Below are 18,665 nucleotides of genomic sequence, written 5' to 3'. Positions count from 1 at the left end.
CTAAAGCACTGCACCACACGCCAGCGATTATTTGTTGGCGGCCTCAGCCCCCCTGGCGACGGGATGGCCGGGGTCGCTGCACCAGTCGCTCCAGCTGCCGGCGTAGAGGCCGGTGCGGCCCAGGCCGGCAATTTCCATGGCCAGGAGGTTGGGCACGGCACTGACGCCGCTGCCGCAGTGGTGCACCACACCGGCCGGGTCGCGGCCCGCCAGCAGGGCTTCAAACTCCGCCCGCAGCTGGTCGGCAGGCTTGAACCTGCCGTCGGGACCGATGTTGTCGCCGAAGGGCCGGTTCAGCGCGCCGGGAATGTGGCCGGCCACCGGGTCCAGCGGCTCGACCTCGCCGCGAAAACGTGCCGGGGCGCGGGCGTCCACCAGGGTCTGGCCGGGTTGGCCGAGCCGGTTGGCCACGGTTTTGCCGTCGACCAGCAGCGCCTTTTCCGGGCCGGGGAAAAAGATGGACTGGAAGTGCGAAGGCTCTTCGCCGCGGTTGACCGCGCCGCCTGCGGCCTGCCAGGCCTGCAGTCCGCCGTCGAGCACGGCCACCGCCTCGTGGCCGGCCCACTTGAGCATCCACCACAGGCGGCCGCAGTAGTTGGCGCCGTTGCGGTCATAAACCACCGCCTGCATGTCATTGCTGAAGCCCACGCTGGACAGCCAGGTGGCAAATTTTTCACGGTTCGGCAGCGGGTGGCGCCCGCCGGAAGCGGGTTGGTCCGCGCCGCTGTGCACGGTCAGCACGCCGTGGGCACCAGGAACGCCGTGTTTGGCGCTCAGGTCGGTGTCGAGGTGGGCATACACCGCACCCGGGATGTGGGCATCCAGGTACAGCTGTCTGCCAGCCTGTGGCTGCATCAGCTCAAAGCTGCAATCAAATACGCGATAGGGTTGGCCGCTGCGCGCCAGGGCCTGCAGCTGTTCGGCAGAAATCAGGGTGGTGTACATGGCGGCTCCGGTTGAAAAATAAGCCCGTGAAATCGATTCAGTGTTCTTCGGCAGGCGCGCCCGGTGCGGCCCGGGCGCGCAGCACGGTGGCCGCGATGCCGCTGGCCACGATCAGCGCCATGCCGGCCCAACCCAGCAGCGGAATCTGGTCGCCAAACAGCACCAGGCTGTAGATCGCGCCAAACACAATGCCGGAGTATTGCAAGTTTGCCACCACCAGCGTGGCACTGCGGGTTTTCGCCATGCTGTAGGCCCGCGTCATGCACAGCTGGCCCAGCGAGGCCAGCACGCCCAGGGGCAGCAGCCACAACGCCGGTTTCCAGTGCCACTCGGAGACGCCGGCCACCAGCATGCCCAGGCCGCCGGCGACAGCCGAGCCGACCGCAAAATAAAACACCGTGCGGGTTTCGGGTTCGCCGACTCGTGCCAGCGCCATCACCTGCATGTAGGCAAAGGCGGCCAGCAGGCCGGACATCAGGCCGATCAGGCCGGCGAAGGCCTGGTTTTGCTCTATCGTCGGTCGCAGCATCATCACCACCCCAATGAAGCCGGTGATGACGGTCAGCACCAGCGGTCCCTGAGACGAGATGTTTCCTGCCGGGGCTTGGCCGCGCGCAGGCAGCAGCCCCATCAGCAGCGCGCCGCCGACCAGAAAGGTGGCGATCCAGACGCTGCTCATGTAGTTCAGCGTCATCGCGGTGGCTAGGGGCAGGTGGGCGATGGCGTAAAACCAGGCACCCAGCGAGATCACGCCGACCAGGCTGCGCCACATGTGCATGCCGGGATACCGGGTGGCCAGCGCCACGCCACGTGTGCGGGCCAGCGCCCACATGAAAACCATGCCCAGCAGGCCGCGGTAAAACACCAGCTCCGCGCTGTTGAAATGCTCCGACGCGAACTTGACGCAGACCGCCATGGTGGCAAAGAAGAAGGCGGCGGCCAACATCCAGAGGGCTTGCATGGCGGAGCTCGTTGTTAGAAGTAAAAAGTGATTGCAGCCCAGGCGGTTCCTGCGGTGGCAGCTATCGAATGAATAGCAGTGGCTGCATGGAGGGGCCGCGTCAAAGCATTTGCGTGGTCTTGCTGGCGCCCATCTCGCGGCGGTACCACTCGTGAAAGTGCTGCATGCCGTCTTCCATCGGGCTCTGGTAGGGGCCGAACTCGTTGTCGCCGCGTTGCATCAGGGCCTTGCGGCCGGCGTCCATGCTCAGGGCAATCTCGTCGTCTTCGACACAGGTCTCCATGTAGGCGGCCTGCTGCGCATCCATGAACTCGCGCTCGAAGGCGCAGATCTCCTCGGGGTAGAAAAACTCCACCACGTTCAGCGTCTTGTCCGGTCCCTGCGGGTGCAGGGTGCTGACCACCAGCGCGTGCGGATACCACTCGACCATCACGTTGGGGTAATAGGTCAGCCAGATCGCGCCGTACTTGGGCGGCACGCCCTTGCGGTACTGCAGCACCACGTCGTGCCATTTCTTGTAGACGTCGGTGCCCGGTTTGCCCAGCTTGTCGGAGACACCGACGGTTTGCACCGAGTAGTTCGGTGCCAGCTCCCAGCGCAGGTCGTCGGTGGTCACGAAGGCGCCCAGGCCGGGGTGGTAGGGGCCGACGTGGTAGTCCTCCAGATAGACCTCGATGAAGGTCTTCCAGTTGTAATTGCACTCGTGCAGTGTGATCCGGTCGAGCTGGTAACCCGAAAAATCGAGGTCGGGCATGGCGCCCAGCGGCGCCATGTCAGAGGCGATGTCGCGGCCGTTGTCTTCAAACACCAGGCCGTTCCAGCTGCTGGTCTGGTAACGGTTCAGGTTCAGGCAGGGGTCAACCTCGAAATGCGGCGCGCCTATCAGCTCGCCGGTGGTGTTGTAGGTCCAGCGGTGCAGCGGGCAGACGATGTTGCTGCCGGTGTTGCCGCGGCCCTGCAGCATGGTGGACTGGCGGTGCCGGCAGACATTGGAGATCAGCTCGACCCCGGTGGCATTGCGCACCAGAGCCCGGCCGCCGAGCTCCTGGGGCAGGGCGTAGTAGTCGCCCAGATTCGGCACGGAGAGCTCGTGCCCCACGTAACGCGGGCCGCGGGCAAACAGCTTTTGCTGCTCCCGCTGATACAGGCCGGCGTCAAAGTAGCTGGAAACGGGGAGCTGGCTGGTGGCCTGCAGGAGACGGAGGCTTAGATCAGACATGCAATTTCCGAAACAGGCAGTTTCGGGGGTGGATGAAGGGGCAGACAGCCCTGTAGGGCAGGCGGGGCGTCAGGGCGTGAAGCCTGTTGATTGTACCGTGCAGGTCCCGCTTTGTGCCGCAGCGCACCTCCCGTGCGGGTTCGCGTCACCCCATAAACAGGTGGCTTGCCGCGGGGACAATGCCGTCCGGCGGGAAAACGGCGCACAACGGCCTAAAATCAGTCCTCAACCAAATACCCATGGCCAAAACTTCCTCTTCCCCCGTCCCCGCCGCCCCCGCCAGTTACGAAGCTGCGCTGGAAGAACTCGAAACCCTGGTGGCCCGCCTCGAATCCGGCCAGTTGCCGCTGGACCAGTTGCTCACCGGCTACCAGCGCGGCGCCGAACTGCTCAAGTTCTGCCGCAGCAAGCTCGAGGCCGTGGAAAACCAGATCAAGGTGCTGGAAGGCAATGAGATCAAGCCCTGGAACCAAGAGTAAGCCCATTGACTGAACAAACACATTTTGTGCTGGGCGCCTGGAGCACCCGCCAACTCGCCGCCGTCGAGCAGGCATTGAGCCGCTGGGTGGCCCCCCCCGAACCCCGGCCCGCACCGGCCGGGCTCGGCGATGCCATGCGTTACGCGGTGCTCGATGGTGGCAAACGGCTGCGTCCGCTACTGGTCATGGCGGCCTGCGAGGCGGTGGACGGCAGTCCCGCTGCGGCGCTGCGCGTGGCCTGTGCGGTGGAACTGATTCACGCCTATTCGCTGGTGCACGATGACATGCCCTGCATGGACAACGATATCCTGCGGCGCGGCAAACCGACGGTGCATGTGAAATTCGGCCAGGCGCAGGCCTTGCTGGCAGGCGATGCGCTGCAGGCGCTGGCCTTCGAGTTGCTGACACCGGACGATGGCTCCATCGAGCCCGCGACGCAGGCGACCCTGTGCCGCATGCTGGCCCAAGCTGCGGGTTACCAGGGTATGGCCGGCGGGCAGGCCATCGACCTGGCCAGTGTCGGCAAGGCGCTGACCTCGGCTGAGCTGCATGACATGCACCGGCTCAAGACCGGCGCCCTGCTGCAGGCCAGCGTGCTGATGGGCGCCGTCTGCGGCGCTGCCCCGGCCATGGCACAAAGCGCGCTGTGCGACTACGGTGCCGCCGTGGGGCTGGCCTTCCAGGTGGTCGATGACATCCTGGACGTCACGGCCGATTCGGCCACGCTGGGCAAGACCGCGGGCAAGGACGCGGCCCAGGACAAGCCCACCTTTGTGTCGCTGATGGGCCTGCCGGCCTCGCGCAATTACGCGCAGGAGCTGCTGTCCCAGGCGCATCACAGCCTGAAGGCCAGCGAGCTCGGGAACACCGCCGCGCTCAGCGCGCTGGCCGACATGCTGGTCAACCGGACAACTTGAGCACAGACTCGAGAAAAAAAGCGACCGGCACTTCCAGGAAACGAGACATCAGAAACAAGACACCACGATGTACCCACTGCTAGAAACCATCAACAGCCCCGCCGACCTGCGCCTGCTGCCGCGTCCCCAGCTCAGGACGCTGGCCGACGAGTTGCGCGCCTATGTGCTGCACAGCGTGTCGCAGACCGGCGGCCACCTGAGCTCCAACCTGGGCACGGTCGAACTCACGGTGGCGCTGCACTATGTGTTCAACACGCCCGAGGACCGGCTGGTCTGGGACGTGGGCCACCAGACCTACCCGCACAAGATATTGACCGGCCGGCGCGAACGCATGGCCAGCCTGCGCCAGTTCGGCGGCCTCAGCGGCTTTCCGCGGCGCGATGAAAGCGAATACGACACCTTTGGCACCGCGCATTCATCGACCTCGATTTCTGCCGCCCTGGGCATGGCGATGGCGGCCAAACAAAAGGGGGAAGAGCGTCATGCGGTGGCCATCATCGGCGACGGCGCCATGAGCGCGGGCATGGCCTTCGAGGCGCTCAACAATGCCGGTGTCTGCGACTGCAATCTGCTGGTGATCCTCAACGACAACGACATGAGCATCAGCCCGCCGGTCGGCGCCCTCAACCGCTACCTGGCGCAGCTCATGAGCGGGCAGTTCTATGCCTCGGCCAAAAGCGTCGGCAAGCAGGTGCTCAAGGTCGCGCCGCCGCTGTTCGAGCTGGCCAAGCGGCTCGAGACCCATGCCAAGGGCATGGTGGTGCCGGCCACGCTGTTCGAGAATTTCGGCTTCAACTACATCGGCCCCATCGACGGCCACGACCTCGAGTCGCTGATCCCGACCCTGGAAAACATCAAACATCTGCAGGGCCCGCAGTTCCTGCATGTGGTGACCAAAAAAGGCCAGGGCTACAAGCTGGCCGAGGCCGACCCGGTGGCCTACCACGGCCCCGGCAAGTTCGATCCGGCCATGGGGCTGCAGAAATCCACCGCACCGGCGAAACAGACCTTCACCCAGGTGTTCGGCCACTGGCTGTGCGACATGGCTGAAAAGGACAGCCGGCTCGTCGGCATCACGCCGGCCATGCGCGAAGGCTCGGGCATGGTCGAGTTCCATCAGCGCTTCCCCGACCGTTATTACGACGTCGGCATCGCCGAGCAACACGCGGTCACGTTTGCCGCGGGCATGGCCTGCGAAGGCCTCAAGCCGGTGGTGGCGATTTATTCGACCTTTTTGCAGCGCGGTTATGACCAGCTGATCCACGATGTGGCGCTGCAAAATCTGCCCGTGGTGTTTGCACTCGACCGCGCCGGGCTGGTGGGGGCCGACGGCGCCACCCATGCGGGCGCCTATGACATCGCCTACCTGCGCTGCATCCCCAACATGAGTGTGGCCTGTCCGGCCGACGAGAACGAGTGCCGCATGCTGCTGAGCAGCGCGTATGAACAGAACCATCCGGTGGCCGTGCGTTACCCGCGCGGCGCCGGTGCCGGTGTGGCAACGCAGTCCCACCTGGAGGCCTTGCCCTTTGGCAAGGGTGAGCTGCGCCGCCAGGGCTCGGGCGTGGCGATTCTGGCCTTTGGCACCTTGCTGCATCCGGCTCTCGAAGCTGCCGAAAAACTCGGCGCGACGGTGGTCAACATGCGCTGGGCCAAGCCGCTCGACACCGAATTGCTGTTGCGGGTGGCGGCCAGCCATGAGGCCCTGGTCACGGTGGAAGAGGGCTCAATCATGGGTGGCGCCGGCAGTGCCGTGGCGGAAGCGCTGGCTGCTGCGGGCGTCGTCAAGCCCTTGCTGCACCTGGGCCTGCGCGACGAGTTCACCGAGCATGGCGACCCCGCCAGGCTGCTGGCCCTGCAGGGGCTGGACGCGGCAGGGATCGAACAGTCCATCGTCACGCGTTTTGGCGTCCTGCCTGCGCCGGCCCAACCGGCCAAGCGCACGCTCAAATCCGTGGCATGACAGCGTCCACGGAAAGCGGGGCCGGGCCATCGGTCATGCCCGATGTGCAGGGCCGGGCCGACCTGCGCCGCCTGCCGATCCAGCGCGTCGGCATCACCTCGCTGCGTTACCCCCTGAGTGTGGTGGTGGCGGGCAAGGTGCAGCCGACGGTGGGCACCTGGACACTCGATGTGGGCCTGCGCGCCGACCAGAAGGGCGCCCACATGTCGCGCCTGGTTGCCTGGCTGGACGCGTTGACGCTGCGCGGCGAGGCCCTGACGGCAGACTTGCTGTGCTCCGAAATCGAGAGCATGCTGCGCTTGCTGGAAGCCGACAGCGGGCACATTGAAGTGACGTTTCCGTTTTTCATCCGGAAGTCGGCGCCGATCAGCGGTCAGCAAAGCCTGATGGAGTACGACGGCGCCTGGCTGGCCCGGCGCCAGGACGGCGCGACCCGCATCAGCATGCAGGCCACGGTGCCGGTCAAGTCGTTGTGTCCCTGCTCCAAGGAGGTCAGCGATGACGGCGCGCACAACCAGCGTTCGCACATCAAGCTGCTCGTCCGGCTCACCGGGGCCATCGACTGGAGCGAACTGGTGCGTTTTGCCGAGGACAACGCGTCCTGCGAGCTCTGGGGTCTGCTCAAACGACCCGACGAAAAATGGGTGACCGAGCGGGCCTATGCCAACCCCAAGTTTGTCGAGGACCTGATTCGCGACGTGGCCTTGGCGCTCGATGCCGACGATCGCATCGCCGGCTACCGGGTAGCGGTCACCAACTTCGAATCGATCCACGCCCACGACGCCTATGCGGTGATCGAGCGCGGCATCGTTTGAACGCCTGCGCAAGCGCTTGCACCGCCGTTTTCATTCCTGATTTTCATTCCTGACAGTAGCCTGAAGACATGCGATGTGAGAGCTGTTTTGACGGGATAACCCCCAATGGTCAAGCCTTCCCGCTTTCTACAATAAGCATGCTAACAGTCAAGGCCGCATGGAGCGGCGCTGTACAAGAACCCACCGTTTTATCAACTCCCGGAGTCTTTTCAATGGATCGTCGTTCCCTCATCAAACATGCCGGTATCGCCGGTGTGCTTGCCGCTGGTGTTGCACCGGCCGTACACGCCCAGGCTGCCATCCGCTGGCGCCTCGCATCGAGCTTCCCCAAGTCGCTGGACACGGTGTTCGGCGGTGCAGAGACTTTCGCCAGAAAGGTCAACGAAATGAGCGGCGGGAAATTTGTCATTTCCACCCACGCGGCCGGCGAGTTGATGCCGGCTTTCGGCGTGGTCGATGGTGTGCAGAACGGCACGGTCGAGATGGCCCACACCGCCGCCTACTATTTCTTCGGCAAGGACGACGCTTTCACGCTGAGCTGCTCGATTCCCTTTGGTCTGAACAGCCGTCAGATGACTGCCTGGATGTTCGAGGGCAATGGCCTGAAGCTGACGCGCGAGTTCTACGCCAAGTACAACATCATGAACTTCCCGGGCGGCAACACCGGCGCGCAAATGGGCGGCTGGTATCGCAAGGAAATCAAGTCGGTCGCCGACATGAAGGGCCTGAAATTCCGCGTCGGCGGTTTTGCCGGCAAGGTACTCGAGCGTATGGGCGTGGTGCCGCAGAACATTCCGGCCGGCGAGATCTACCAGGCGCTCGAAAAAGGCACGCTGGACGCTGCCGAGTGGATTGGGCCCTATGACGACCAGAAGCTGGGTTTCAACAAGGTGGCACCTTACTACTACTACCCCGCATGGTGGGAAGGTGGTCCGCAGCTGGAGTTCTTCATCAACACCAAGGCGTACGAAGCCCTGTCGCCCGAAAACAAGGCGATTGTGACTGCGGCGTCTGCCTACGCCCACACTGAATTGCAGGCCAAGTACGACGCCAAAAACCCGACGGCCCTGAAGCAGTTGGTGGCCTCGAAAACCAAGGTCCTGCCCTTCCCCAAGGACATCATGGACCGTGCCTACAAGGAGTCCATGGCCCTGTACGCCGAAATCAGCGCCAGGAATCCGGCCTGGAAAAAAATCTACGATGATTTCTCCAGCTTCCGGCGCGACCAGAATCTGTGGTTCCGTTTCACCGAAGCGCGTTTCGACAGCTTCATGCAGTCGCAGAAACTGTAAGCCGCCACGGCCGGCCAGACAGGGCGCCACTCCCCTTGCGAGGGGAGGGGGCGCCCTGTTGCGTTTCTCCATCAGGTGAAGCCCTGAGGGGGTAACTCCCAATAGTTATAGATTGACCTCCTCCTAGACTCGCGGGGTGTCAGTAATCCTTTTAATCTATCTATAACTGAGGAGTTTGCTCATGGATCGTCGTTCTCTTATCAAAAATGCCGGTATTGCCGGTGTCCTGGCTGCTGGCGTTGCGCCAGCCGTCCAGGCCCAGGGTGCAGCCATCCGCTGGCGCCTGGCATCGAGCTTCCCCAAATCGCTGGACACCATTTTTGGCGGCGCAGAGACCTTTGCCAAAAAAGTCGGCGAAATGAGCGGCGGCAAATTCACCATTTCGACCCATGCCGCCGGCGAGTTGATGCCTGCATTCGGCGTGGTCGATGGTGTGCAGAATGGCACCGTGGAGTGCTGCCACACGGCGCCCTACTACTTCTTCGGCAAGGACGAGACCTTTGCCCTCGGTTGTGCCATCCCCTTCGGCCTGAACAGCCGCCAGATGACCGCCTGGATGTACGAGGGCAACGGCATGAAGCTGATGCGTGAGTTCTATGCCAAGTACAACATCGTGAATTTCCCGGCTGGCAACACGGGTTGCCAGATGGGCGGCTGGTACCGCAAGGAGATCAAGTCGGTCAAGGACATGAAGGGCCTGAAGATGCGCATCGGCGGCTTCGGCGGCAAGGTGCTCGAACGCATGGGCTCCGTGCCGCAGAACATCCCCGGCGGCGAGATTTACCAGGCGCTGGAAAAAGGCACGATTGATGCAGCCGAGTGGGTCGGTCCTTACGACGACCAGAAGCTGGGCTTCAACAAGGTCGCTCCGTTCTATTACTACCCCGGCTGGTGGGAGGGTGGTCCGCAGCTCGACGTGTTTGTCAACAACAAGGCTTACGACGGCCTGTCTGCGGAGAACAAGGCGATTGTCGAGGCAGCTGCTTCTTACGCTCACGTCGAGATGCAAGCCAAGTACGATGCCAAGAACCCGACCGCGCTCAAGCAACTGGTGGGCAGCAAGACCAAGGTCCTGCCTTTCCCCAAGGACGTGCTGGACCTGGCCTTCAAGGAGTCCATGGCCTTGTATTCCGAAATCAGTGCACGGAACCCGGCCTGGAAAAAAGTGTACGACGACTACGCCAACTTCCGCCGCGACCAGAACCTCTGGTTCCGCTTCACCGAAGCACGCTTCGACAATTTCATGCAATCCCAGAAGCTGTAATCGCTTCCAGGTTTGCTGTCCAAAGCCCCGCTCTGCGGGGCTTTTTTTTGCGGCCTGAGTTGTCCAGCTTGTGTGCCGGCGTTCGGCACTGGGCCCGAGGTCCGCCACCCTCTCGGCGCGTGATGGCCTCAGGCTGGACGCCGGGGCTGGGCGAAGCAGGTCAGATTGTCCTGCAAGCGTCTGCGGTCATCACGGCCGCCTGCGGGTGGCATGCCAAAAAAAAGCCCCGGCATGCCGGGGCTTGGTGTGTGGCGCGCCCGTCAAGGGGGCGCGCCTGGCCCTGCGGCCTATTTTTTCTTGTCCTTGGCCATGGCGTCCTGCATGGCTTTCATCGGGTCGTCGTCAGCGAGCCTTTGCTCGGCGTCAGCTTCAGCGGCGCTACCCGGGACAGGTACGGCTTCCACCGGTTCTTCCTGAACCTGCAGGATGACCTTGTCGAGATCGATTTTTTCAACCTTGTCGAGACCGCTGGAGACAATGCCCGGGAAGGCAATGATCAGGCCGACCATGACGACCTGGATCAGCACAAAGGGCACGGCGCCCCAGTAGATCTGCATGGTGGTGACCGGCTGGATCAGCTTCTTCGTGACCTTGTCGGTGTATTCCTTGATGGGCGCGACGCTGCGCAGGTAGAACAGCGCAAAACCGAAGGGCGGGTGCATGAAGGAAGTCTGCATGTTCACAGCCAGCAGCACACCGAACCAGATCAGGTCGATGCCCAGTTTTTCGGCCACTGGTGCCAGCAGCGGCACCACGATGAAAGACAGCTCGAAGAAGTCCAGGAAGAAGGCCAGGAAGAAGATCAGCACGTTGACCACGATCAGGAAGCCGACCTGGCCGCCGGGCAGGCCGCTGAGCAGGTGCTCGACCCATTTCGGTCCGTCCACGCCCTGGAACACCAGGCTGAAAATGGTCGAACCGATCAGGATGAAGACCACAAAACATGACAGCTTGGTGGTGGTATTGAGCGCCTGTTTGAGCAGCGAGAAGTTCAGGCGACGACGCGCAAACGCCATGATCAGCGCGCCCATCGCCCCCATGGCACCGCCTTCGGTGGGCGTGGCGATGCCGAGGAAAATCGTGCCCAGCACCAGGAAAATCAGCAGCAGGGGCGGGATCAGCACAAAGGTCACACGCTCGGCCATGCGCGACAGCAGGCCCAGGCGGGTGACCTTGTTGACCACGGCGATCACGAAGGCCAGGATCACACCCAGGCACATGGACACCACGATGGTTTCATCGAGCGGCACCGAGGTGACGGTTTCGCCTTTCCACCAGGTCTGCACCTCGGCGTAGTGTTTGGCAAAGTAGACGGCGCTGCCCGCAGAGGCGATGGTCAGCAGCAGCAGTGACAGCAGGCCGGCCTTGCCGTTGTCCTCGCGGATGGTGCGCGCTTCGGCCGGCAGGGCGGGGACCCACTGCGGCTTGAAGAAGGCCAGAACAAACACATAGCCAACATACATGCCGGTCAGGATGAAGCCGGGCACGAAGGCGCCCTTGTACATGTCGCCGACGCTGCGGCCCAGCTGGTCGGCCAGGATGATCAGCACCAGCGAGGGCGGGATGATTTGCGCCAGGGTGCCCGAGGCGGCAATCACCCCCGAGGCGATACGCCGGTCATAACCGTAGCGCAGCATGATGGGCAGTGAAATCAGGCCCATGGAGATCACCGAAGCGGCCACCACGCCGGTGGTCGCCGCCAGCAGGGCGCCGACCAGGATCACCGCAATGGCCAGGCCGCCGCGCAGCGGACCGAAGAGCTGGCCGATGGTGTCCAGCAGGTCCTCGGCCATGCCGCTGCGCTCCAGCACCAGGCCCATCAGCGTGAAAAACGGGATGGCCAGCAAGGTGTCGTTCTGCATGATGCCGAACAGCCGCAGCGGCAGGGCCTGCATCAGGGCTTCTGGCAAGACGCCGAGTTCAACACCCACAAAGCCGAAAAACAGGCCGCAGGCGCCGAGGCTGAAGGTCACCGGAAAGCCCATCAGCAGGAATACGATCAGCCCCATGAACATGATGGGGGCGAGGTTGGCGATAAAAAATTCCATGATGATGTTCCCGATCAGCCGGCGCTGGTTTTGGATTCGGCGAGGCGGCGTATCGCCTCGGCCAGCTCTTCTTCGGCGGTCTTCTCGACCTTCTTGGCGGTCGGGTCTTCGATCAGGCCCTTCAGGAAAGCAATGCGCTTGATCAGCTCGGACCAGCCCTGCAGCAGCAGCAGGCCAAAACCCAGCGGAATCATGGCGTACACCGGCCAGCGGATCAGCCCGCCAGCATTGGCCGAGACTTCCCCGGAGCGGTAGCCCTGCAGGAAAAACGGAATGCCGTAGTACAGGATGGTCAGGCACACAGGCGTCAGGAAAACAGAAAAACCGATGATGTCGATCCAGATCTGCCCGCGTTTGGACAGCTTGCTGGAGACCACGTCGATCTTGACGTGTTCGCCGTGGAGCAGGGTGTAGCCCGCGGCGAGCAGGAAGGCGGCGGCAAACAGGTACCACTGCACTTCGAGGTAGGCGTTCGAACTCATGTTGAAGGCCTTGCGGATCACGGCATTGACCGCGCTGATGACAGTGGAGGCAAGGATCAGCCAGATCACGTATTTGCCGATCTGGGCATTGACCCAGTCCACGGCATTGGAAAACTTCAGTAAGGCGCGCATTTTGTCTCCAGGAAAAAAGAACCCACGCATAAAAATCATCCGGCAGGCCTTCTGGTGGAGGGCGTGCCGGATACTGGTTGGCGCGGATGGGATTCTATAGAGGACTATAGAAGCCAAGCTGACAGCTTCGTGACGGTGTTATCCCGTAGCGAAGGGCGTTTGGCGCGGCGGATTCGACCCCAAAAAGGTGCGTCGTGCGGCGGGCAGGCCGGGTTCAGACGACCTGTACGCCGCTGCCCTCCAGCATGCGGCCTATGACGCGGGCGTCCGAAAACCCCTGGCCGTGGAAGCAGGCCAGAACCTCGTTGGCGATCTCCGGTGCGCAGGACACCAGCAGCCCGCCGCTGGTTTGCGGGTCGGACAGCAGGGCCTGCTGCGCCGCACCCAGGTTCGCCGGCAGTTGCACTTCATGGCCATAAGCGGCCCAGTTGCGGCCGGAGGCACCCGTGACCATGCCGCGTCCTGCCAGATCCAGCACGTCTGGCAGCAGCGGAATGCTGTCCATCTGCAACTCCATCTTCAGGTTCGCGCCGCGCGCCAGCTCCAGCCCATGGCCAAGCAGTCCGAATCCGGTGATGTCGGTCAGGGCATGGACACCCTCCATTGCTGCCAGGGCGATGCCTGGTTTGTTGAGCTGGGTGGTGACGGCAATCATGCGGGCATACCCCTGGGCGTCGAGCGCTTCTTTCTTGAGCGCCGCCGACAGGATGCCGACGCCCAGCGGCTTGCCCAGGATCAGCACATCGCCGGCGCGGGCGCCCGAATTTTTCTTGACCCGCGAGGGATGGACCAGGCCCATCACCACCAGGCCGTAAATCGGCTCGACCGAATCAATCGTGTGGCCGCCGGCAATCGGAATGCCGGCGTCGCGGCAGACATCCTGGCCGCCGCGCAGGATGGCGCCTATGGTTTCCAGCGGCAGTACGTTGATCGGCATGCCCACCAGTCCCAGTGCCATGATGGGTGTGCCGCCCATGGCGTAGACGTCGCTGATCGCGTTGGTCGCGGCGATGCGGCCGAAGTCGTAGGGATCGTCCACGATGGGCATGAAGAAGTCGGTGGTGGCAATCAGCGCCTGCTCGTCGTTGAGCTGGTAGACCGCGGCATCGTCCGCGGTTTCGATGCCGACCAGCAGTTGCGGCGGGATGTTGAGGCCGGGCATGTTGCTGGAGTTCTTGAGGATTTCACTGAGCACGCCCGGGGCGATCTTGCAGCCGCAGCCGCCGCCATGGGACAGGCTGGTCAGGCGGGGAGGGGCGACAGGTGTGAGTGGGACGGGTGCGTTCATGGGGAGGGTTTCCTGGGCGGTGCGGCAGACAGTGCGCTGAGCACCAAGTTTAAGACAAGGCGCTTTTCCGCATCGGGGTCGAACAGGTGGGCCCGCTCGCTGCATTGTTTTTCGAGCAGGGCCAGAAAACCTGCATCGGTGGCGCAGCGCAGCAGGAGCGCCGCCAGCGCAGCGTCGTCACCCACGGGAAAGTAACCCGCATAAGCGGCGCCCAGCATGCCGATGTTGCCGCTGATCCGCGAGGCCAGCACCGGTGTGCCGGACTGGACGGCCTGCAAAATGACCTGGGCGCCGCCTTCCATGCGTGAGCTGTTGACCAGCACATGGGCGCGCTTGATGTGCTGGCGGGTCTGGGCCTGGGGCAGGCCGCCCAGCCAGCGGTAGCCGGGGACGCTGGCCTGCGCTGTCCGCACGGCCAGCGCGAGATCCGGTGTGAGTGCGTCCCCGATGTGGTCGAACAGCAGGCGCACCGGCGGGCGTGAGCTTCCCGGGGCCAGCCGTGCTGCCGCCCGCATCCAGGTCAGCGGGTCTTTTTCTTCCCGCAGGTGGCCAACCATCAGGGCGCGAAAGTGCCGCACGGGTTTGACGGCAGGCTTCAAGGCGCGGGCCGACTGGTAAATCACGCGGGCCTTGTGGCGCAGGGTGGCGGGCAGCGCCTGCAGGCCGGCCTCCTGCAGCACCACCAGGTGGGTGGCCAGCGCCAGCGATTGCTGCGCACTGGCGTCCGCAAGGATGTCGCGGTACAGGTCGGTGCCCGTCAAAACGAGGATCAGCGGTTTGCCGGGGCACTGCCGCGCCCAGGCTTCGATGGAGGGCGCCGAGCGGCGCGCATGCAGCGCGATCAGGGCATCGGCCGGGGACGTGGCCGGATGGGGAGATTCAGGCCACTGCGCCCCCAGCGTGGTGGCACAGTGGCCGGCCAGGCATTGCGCCCAGCGCCTGGCTGTGTGCCAGTTGCCATTGTTGGCATCGGCCAGGGCCGGACTGACCAGCACCACGGTTTTTGTTTTGGACACGCTACCCATGAACCACCTTGTTTCGCGAGCCGGAGAGCTCCCCGCAACAAGGTTAACAGGCCTCAGGCCGGCCCGCCTTCGGCATCCCTGTCGGCCTTGAGCTCGCCCTTGATCGCGTCATAGACAAACACTTTTTTGGCCAGGGCCGGCTGGTAGTTGAGCATGTCGATCAGGAAGCTCAGGGCGCCGAGGTTGTTGCCGAGGCAGTCAAACGTTCCGGCCGCGCGAAGCTGCTGTTCGTCAGTATCGGCCTGCAGCATGTGGTCGACGAGTTCGCGCATGTGCACCACCGCCAGCGCGGCCTGGTCCAGCCCCAGCAGGGACAACACACCGCGCATCTGTGCCAGTTCCCTGGGCACCGCACTCAACACCGTCTTGTCCTGGGGTGCGCGGGAAAAGTTGTCCAGCGATTTTTCCAGACCGCCTAGCGTGACCCGCAGTTCTCCCACCAGGCTGGCCATGGTCTGTTTGTCGCTGACACGCCGGTAAAGCTCTTCCATCCAGGGCTCCAGGGGCTGCGACGGCCCGCCGGCCTGGGCCGCGTCCAGCCGTTCGGCGAGCCGGGCCGTGCGGGCCGTGAGCTGGGGGTCGCTGGGGTCGAGGTCGTCAAAAGCGGCTTCGAGGTACAACACGGCCGTCGCCACTTCCAGCGCCAGTTCGGGGCCGGGCACCTGGCCTGAGCGTGCCGTCGTGTCGATCACCCGTGCCAGCACGCGCGCCAGCGGCTCGCTGGGCGGGTGCAGCTTGACCAGCGAGTCCGTCACCAGGCTGAACTGGTCGTTCATGGTCTTGAACCGGGTGAGGTCGCCCGAGGTCACCCATGACCAGATGTCCTTGGCCGAACTGATCCGCTTGCGGGCCTGCGCGATCAGCGCCGGGGCAAAGCGACCGAACTGGATGGCCTCGTAGTCGATGGGCTCGAAGCGGTCCAGGCCATAACTGGCACGCACCGCCGACAGCACCGGCGCATCCGTGGCGCTTCTGGGCACCGCCTGGGTACAGAGAAACAGCAAATCCTGCGCGAGCCTGTCCGACGCATGGGCATTGCCCTTTGCCAGGGCCGCATACTGCAGCAGGATGCGCAAAATGGCTCTTTTGGCATACACATCGACTTTCAGCAGGCCCTTGGCCAGGGCTTCAAAAAAGCCGGCAGCCAGTTTCCAGAAGGCCCGGGGTTCACTGTCTGTTTCCGCCTGCGCGAAACCCAGGCACATGTCGCAGAGCTGTTGCGCCGCCTCGGGATGGCTGTTCCGCACGAGTTTCAGGGTCCACCGGTCCAGCAGCTCCCGGCTGGCGTCGCCGTAGGGCAGGGGATCGGCGCCGGACGCCAGCTCCGGCTCAATCCAGCGCCACTCGAATGCCCAGAGGTCGGCCGGATGGATGCGGTCCGCGCCGACCAGGCCCTGGACATCACGGTACTGGGGAAACAGCGACACGGCCGAGGCTGGTTTGCCCGCAAGCACATCTTCGAGGTAAGCGGTCAGGGCGAAACCGGCCAGTTCGACCTTGTTGGCGGCCTCCGGGGTGCATTGACCGGGCGTCTGGACAAACTTCTGCACCGCGGCCTCCATCGCGCGCAGCACCAGTGCCGGCGCACTCATGCCGACCATCTCCAGGGCACCGACCGCCTGGTGCAGCTGCTGGCGGGCGAGGCGCAACTGGCTCGCATCGAGCGCGGCAAGCTCGGCGCCCTGCGCCACCTCGGCATCCCGCACAAAACGTTTCAGCGCCTTGCTCGAACTGTCCAGTGATTTGCCAAGTTCATCGAGCACCCAGGCCAGGGGACTCATGTCCATGATGCTCAGGTCGAGATCTTCGGAAGAGGCATTCAGCTCGGTGGATGGCATAAATGGCGGCCCGGTTGATGAAGGGTGCTCACGCTCGAAACCCAAAGAGGCGACCAGCGAGCTGGAAAAACTAGCGGAGTCTATCCCGGCCGAGCCGATCTGGCGATGGTCGGGGGAGGGCGGAGTGACAACCGGTCGCATGAGCCGGTTGACTGGTTGACTCCGGCCCCTCTCCCGTCGGGGTTTTTTACGGGCGACACGGGCAGATCGACGCCGCCCCGGGCAGACGCCCGTCTGCTATTCTGGGTTCCCCCATGCGCGGTGCGCCACTTGCCAGGGTTGGCATGCTGCAGCCGGCTTACCAGGACGACGGTTTTGGCTTCAGATCCGCTACCCCCTTCATCACCCCATTCCTCTGCTGCCCACGAGGCCGGCCTGATTGATTCGCCCCTGATACGCAGCGCCGGACGGGATGCGCTGTCGCTGGCCCTGATGGATGCGCGCAACCATACCTTGCACCTGTTCGGCCAGTACCAGCAGGCGCTGGAGGCCGTCAACTTTGTGGTTCCTGAGTTGACGGTCCTCAATCCGCCGCTCTGGGAGCTCGGGCATGTTGGCTGGTTCCAGGAGTGGTGGATCGGGCGCAACATGCAGCGCGCCCGGGGAGCCCGCTGCGAGCCCGCGCATGCGCGGCTGGCCTCCATCGAACCGGGTGCCGACCGCTGGTGGGACTCGGGCAACGTGCCGCATCACCAGCGCTGGACGCTGGATCTTCCTCCGGTCGCGGCTTGCCGTGCCTATTTGCTCGACACGCTCGAAAGCACGCTGGAGCTGCTGGAAAAAACCGGGGAGGACGACGACGCGCTCTATTTTTTCCGCCTCTGCCTGTTCCACGAGGACATGCATGCCGAAGCCCTGAGCTACACGGCGCAGACTTTGGGCCTGACCCTCGACAAGGCGCTGCTGCAAGCCTTCACGCCGCCCACCATGGCCCTGCGCGAGCCGCTGTTGGTGCCGGCCACCGTCTGGATGCTCGGCAGCGCCGCAGCGCCGGGATTCGTGTTCGACAACGAGCTGGCCCAGCACGAGGTCAACGTTCCCGAGTTCGAGATCGACGCCCAGCCGGTGAGCTGGGCGCAGTTTGTGGAGTTTGTCGATGACGGCGGCTACGACCAGCCCGAGTTCTGGCAGAGCGAAGGCTGGGACTGGCTGCAGGCCACGGCGAGCAGTGAAGGACGGCGCGGCCCGCGTTATGTCGAGCAGATCGGTGTGGCCAGCGGCGCGGTGATGCAGACCCGCTTTGGCAAGCCGATGCGCATGCTGGGCAACCAGCCGGCCATGCACATGAGCTGGTGGGAAGCCGACGCCTGGTGCCGTTGGGCCGGGCGCCGCCTGCCGGCCGAGGTCGAGTGGGAGGTGGCGGCGCACACGGCCGCGCGGCGAGGTTTTCGCTGGGGCGATGTGTGGGAGTGGACGGGCAGCACCTTCCGGCCCTATCCGGGTTTCGAGCCGCACCCGTATGCCGATTATTCGCAGCCCTGGTTCGGCACGCACAAGGTGTTGCGCGGCGGTTCTTTCGCGACCCGCGCCCGTATGAAGTCTCCGAAGTACCGCAACTTCTACCGGCCCGAGCGGGACGACATCTTTTGCGGGTTTCGGTCCTGCGCTCTGTAGTGCTATCTGTTTGATAGCTGGTAACGCTTTCTGTGTAAGGGTTGGAGGTGTATTTCATGCTAAATCCGGCGTCACGCTGCGCCTGAGGTCTGTTCTGGACAGTAGGAGCGACTCCCCACTCCCACCCCTAACCCCTGCCCTCGCCCCGCTGGGCGATGGAGGGGGACTTCATTTGGCAAGGTGTGCTGCACTCGCGTGCAAACATGACGGCCGCTTGAGTCCGCCATGACGCGCTGCGCGCGTCATGGCTCCCCGTATCTGCATTCGCTCCCGTTTTCTTGCCCCACCCGTCGGGCTGGGCCGAGGAGCGCAGGCAAAAGCGGATCAGGGCTCGCGATTGTCTGAGCCGAAGGCGAGTTCGAGCGAGACCCCGCTTTTGTCGA

At 64.0% G+C, this 18,665-nt stretch carries 15 protein-coding genes; 7 read left to right on the top strand and 8 right to left on the bottom strand.

Going from position 1 to position 18,665, the window contains the following annotated elements:
• Positions 1-27: 27 nt before the first annotated feature.
• The 3 genes from B7X65_RS02735 to B7X65_RS02725 all read right to left on the bottom strand — a co-directional run bounded on the left by B7X65_RS02735 (position 28) and on the right by B7X65_RS02725 (position 3,125).
• Positions 28-945 (bottom strand): sulfurtransferase, encoded by a 918-nt coding sequence (locus tag B7X65_RS02735; protein ID WP_293592473.1) that lies wholly within the window; start codon positions 943-945, stop codon positions 28-30.
• Positions 946-982: 37 nt separating this feature from the next.
• Positions 983-1,906, bottom strand: a complete 924-nt coding sequence (locus B7X65_RS02730; protein WP_293592471.1) for a DMT family transporter — start codon at positions 1,904-1,906, stop codon at positions 983-985.
• Between the two features lie 100 nt (positions 1,907-2,006).
• Positions 2,007-3,125 carry an aromatic ring-hydroxylating dioxygenase subunit alpha gene (locus tag B7X65_RS02725; protein WP_293592469.1) on the bottom strand — a complete coding sequence of 373 codons (1,119 nt, stop codon included), beginning with the start codon at positions 3,123-3,125 and terminating at the stop codon, positions 2,007-2,009.
• Positions 3,126-3,364: 239 nt separating this feature from the next.
• Here B7X65_RS02725 and B7X65_RS02720 point away from each other — a divergent pair, with 239 nt between their 5' ends.
• The 6 genes from B7X65_RS02720 to B7X65_RS02695 all read left to right on the top strand — a co-directional run bounded on the left by B7X65_RS02720 (position 3,365) and on the right by B7X65_RS02695 (position 9,855).
• Positions 3,365-3,604: an exodeoxyribonuclease VII small subunit gene (locus B7X65_RS02720; protein ID WP_293592468.1), complete on the top strand. Its 240-nt coding sequence runs from the start codon at positions 3,365-3,367 to the stop codon at positions 3,602-3,604.
• Positions 3,605-3,609: 5 nt separating this feature from the next.
• A complete protein-coding gene (locus B7X65_RS02715; protein ID WP_293592467.1) occupies positions 3,610-4,521 on the top strand; it encodes a polyprenyl synthetase family protein in 912 nt (303 codons plus the stop codon).
• A gap of 67 nt (positions 4,522-4,588) precedes the next feature.
• Positions 4,589-6,484 carry a 1-deoxy-D-xylulose-5-phosphate synthase gene (gene dxs / locus B7X65_RS02710; protein WP_293592466.1) on the top strand — a complete coding sequence of 632 codons (1,896 nt, stop codon included), beginning with the start codon at positions 4,589-4,591 and terminating at the stop codon, positions 6,482-6,484.
• Complete coding sequence (gene folE2, locus B7X65_RS02705) at positions 6,481-7,299, top strand: GTP cyclohydrolase FolE2 (RefSeq protein ID WP_293592465.1); 819 nt, start codon at positions 6,481-6,483, stop codon at positions 7,297-7,299. Before dxs ends, folE2 begins: the two co-directional genes overlap by 4 nt.
• 212 nt (positions 7,300-7,511) lie before the next feature.
• Positions 7,512-8,591 carry a TRAP transporter substrate-binding protein gene (locus B7X65_RS02700; RefSeq protein WP_293592464.1) on the top strand — a complete coding sequence of 360 codons (1,080 nt, stop codon included), beginning with the start codon at positions 7,512-7,514 and terminating at the stop codon, positions 8,589-8,591.
• 181 nt (positions 8,592-8,772) lie between these two features.
• Positions 8,773-9,855, top strand: a complete 1,083-nt coding sequence (locus B7X65_RS02695; RefSeq protein ID WP_293592463.1) for a TRAP transporter substrate-binding protein — start codon at positions 8,773-8,775, stop codon at positions 9,853-9,855.
• 287 nt (positions 9,856-10,142) lie between these two features.
• Here the strand turns inward: B7X65_RS02695 and B7X65_RS02690 are convergent, their stop codons facing one another.
• The 5 genes from B7X65_RS02690 to B7X65_RS02670 all read right to left on the bottom strand — a co-directional run bounded on the left by B7X65_RS02690 (position 10,143) and on the right by B7X65_RS02670 (position 16,668).
• Positions 10,143-11,903: a TRAP transporter large permease subunit gene (locus tag B7X65_RS02690; RefSeq protein WP_293592462.1), complete on the bottom strand. Its 1,761-nt coding sequence runs from the start codon at positions 11,901-11,903 to the stop codon at positions 10,143-10,145.
• 14 nt (positions 11,904-11,917) lie between these two features.
• Positions 11,918-12,517, bottom strand: coding sequence for a TRAP transporter small permease subunit (locus tag B7X65_RS02685; RefSeq protein ID WP_293592461.1), 600 nt, complete (start codon positions 12,515-12,517; stop codon positions 11,918-11,920).
• Positions 12,518-12,731: 214 nt separating this feature from the next.
• Entirely contained in the window at positions 12,732-13,805 is a 1,074-nt protein-coding gene (selD, locus tag B7X65_RS02680; protein WP_293592460.1) for a selenide, water dikinase SelD, read from the bottom strand.
• Positions 13,802-14,830 carry a selenoneine biosynthesis selenosugar synthase SenB gene (senB, locus tag B7X65_RS02675; protein WP_293592459.1) on the bottom strand — a complete coding sequence of 343 codons (1,029 nt, stop codon included), beginning with the start codon at positions 14,828-14,830 and terminating at the stop codon, positions 13,802-13,804. The genes selD and senB overlap by 4 nt, the downstream gene beginning before the upstream one ends.
• A gap of 53 nt (positions 14,831-14,883) precedes the next feature.
• Positions 14,884-16,668, bottom strand: coding sequence for a hypothetical protein (locus tag B7X65_RS02670; RefSeq protein WP_293592458.1), 1,785 nt, complete (start codon positions 16,666-16,668; stop codon positions 14,884-14,886).
• A 315-nt stretch (positions 16,669-16,983) separates the two neighbouring features.
• Here B7X65_RS02670 and senA point away from each other — a divergent pair, with 315 nt between their 5' ends.
• Complete coding sequence (gene senA, locus B7X65_RS02665) at positions 16,984-18,282, top strand: selenoneine synthase SenA (RefSeq protein ID WP_293592457.1); 1,299 nt, start codon at positions 16,984-16,986, stop codon at positions 18,280-18,282.
• The last annotated feature ends 383 nt before the right edge of the window (positions 18,283-18,665 follow it).

The sequence above is a fragment of the Polaromonas sp. 39-63-25 genome, from assembly GCF_002278925.1.
Classification (GTDB): Bacteria; Pseudomonadota; Gammaproteobacteria; order Burkholderiales; family Burkholderiaceae_C; genus Polaromonas.
This window is presented reverse-complemented; position numbering and strand designations above follow the sequence as displayed.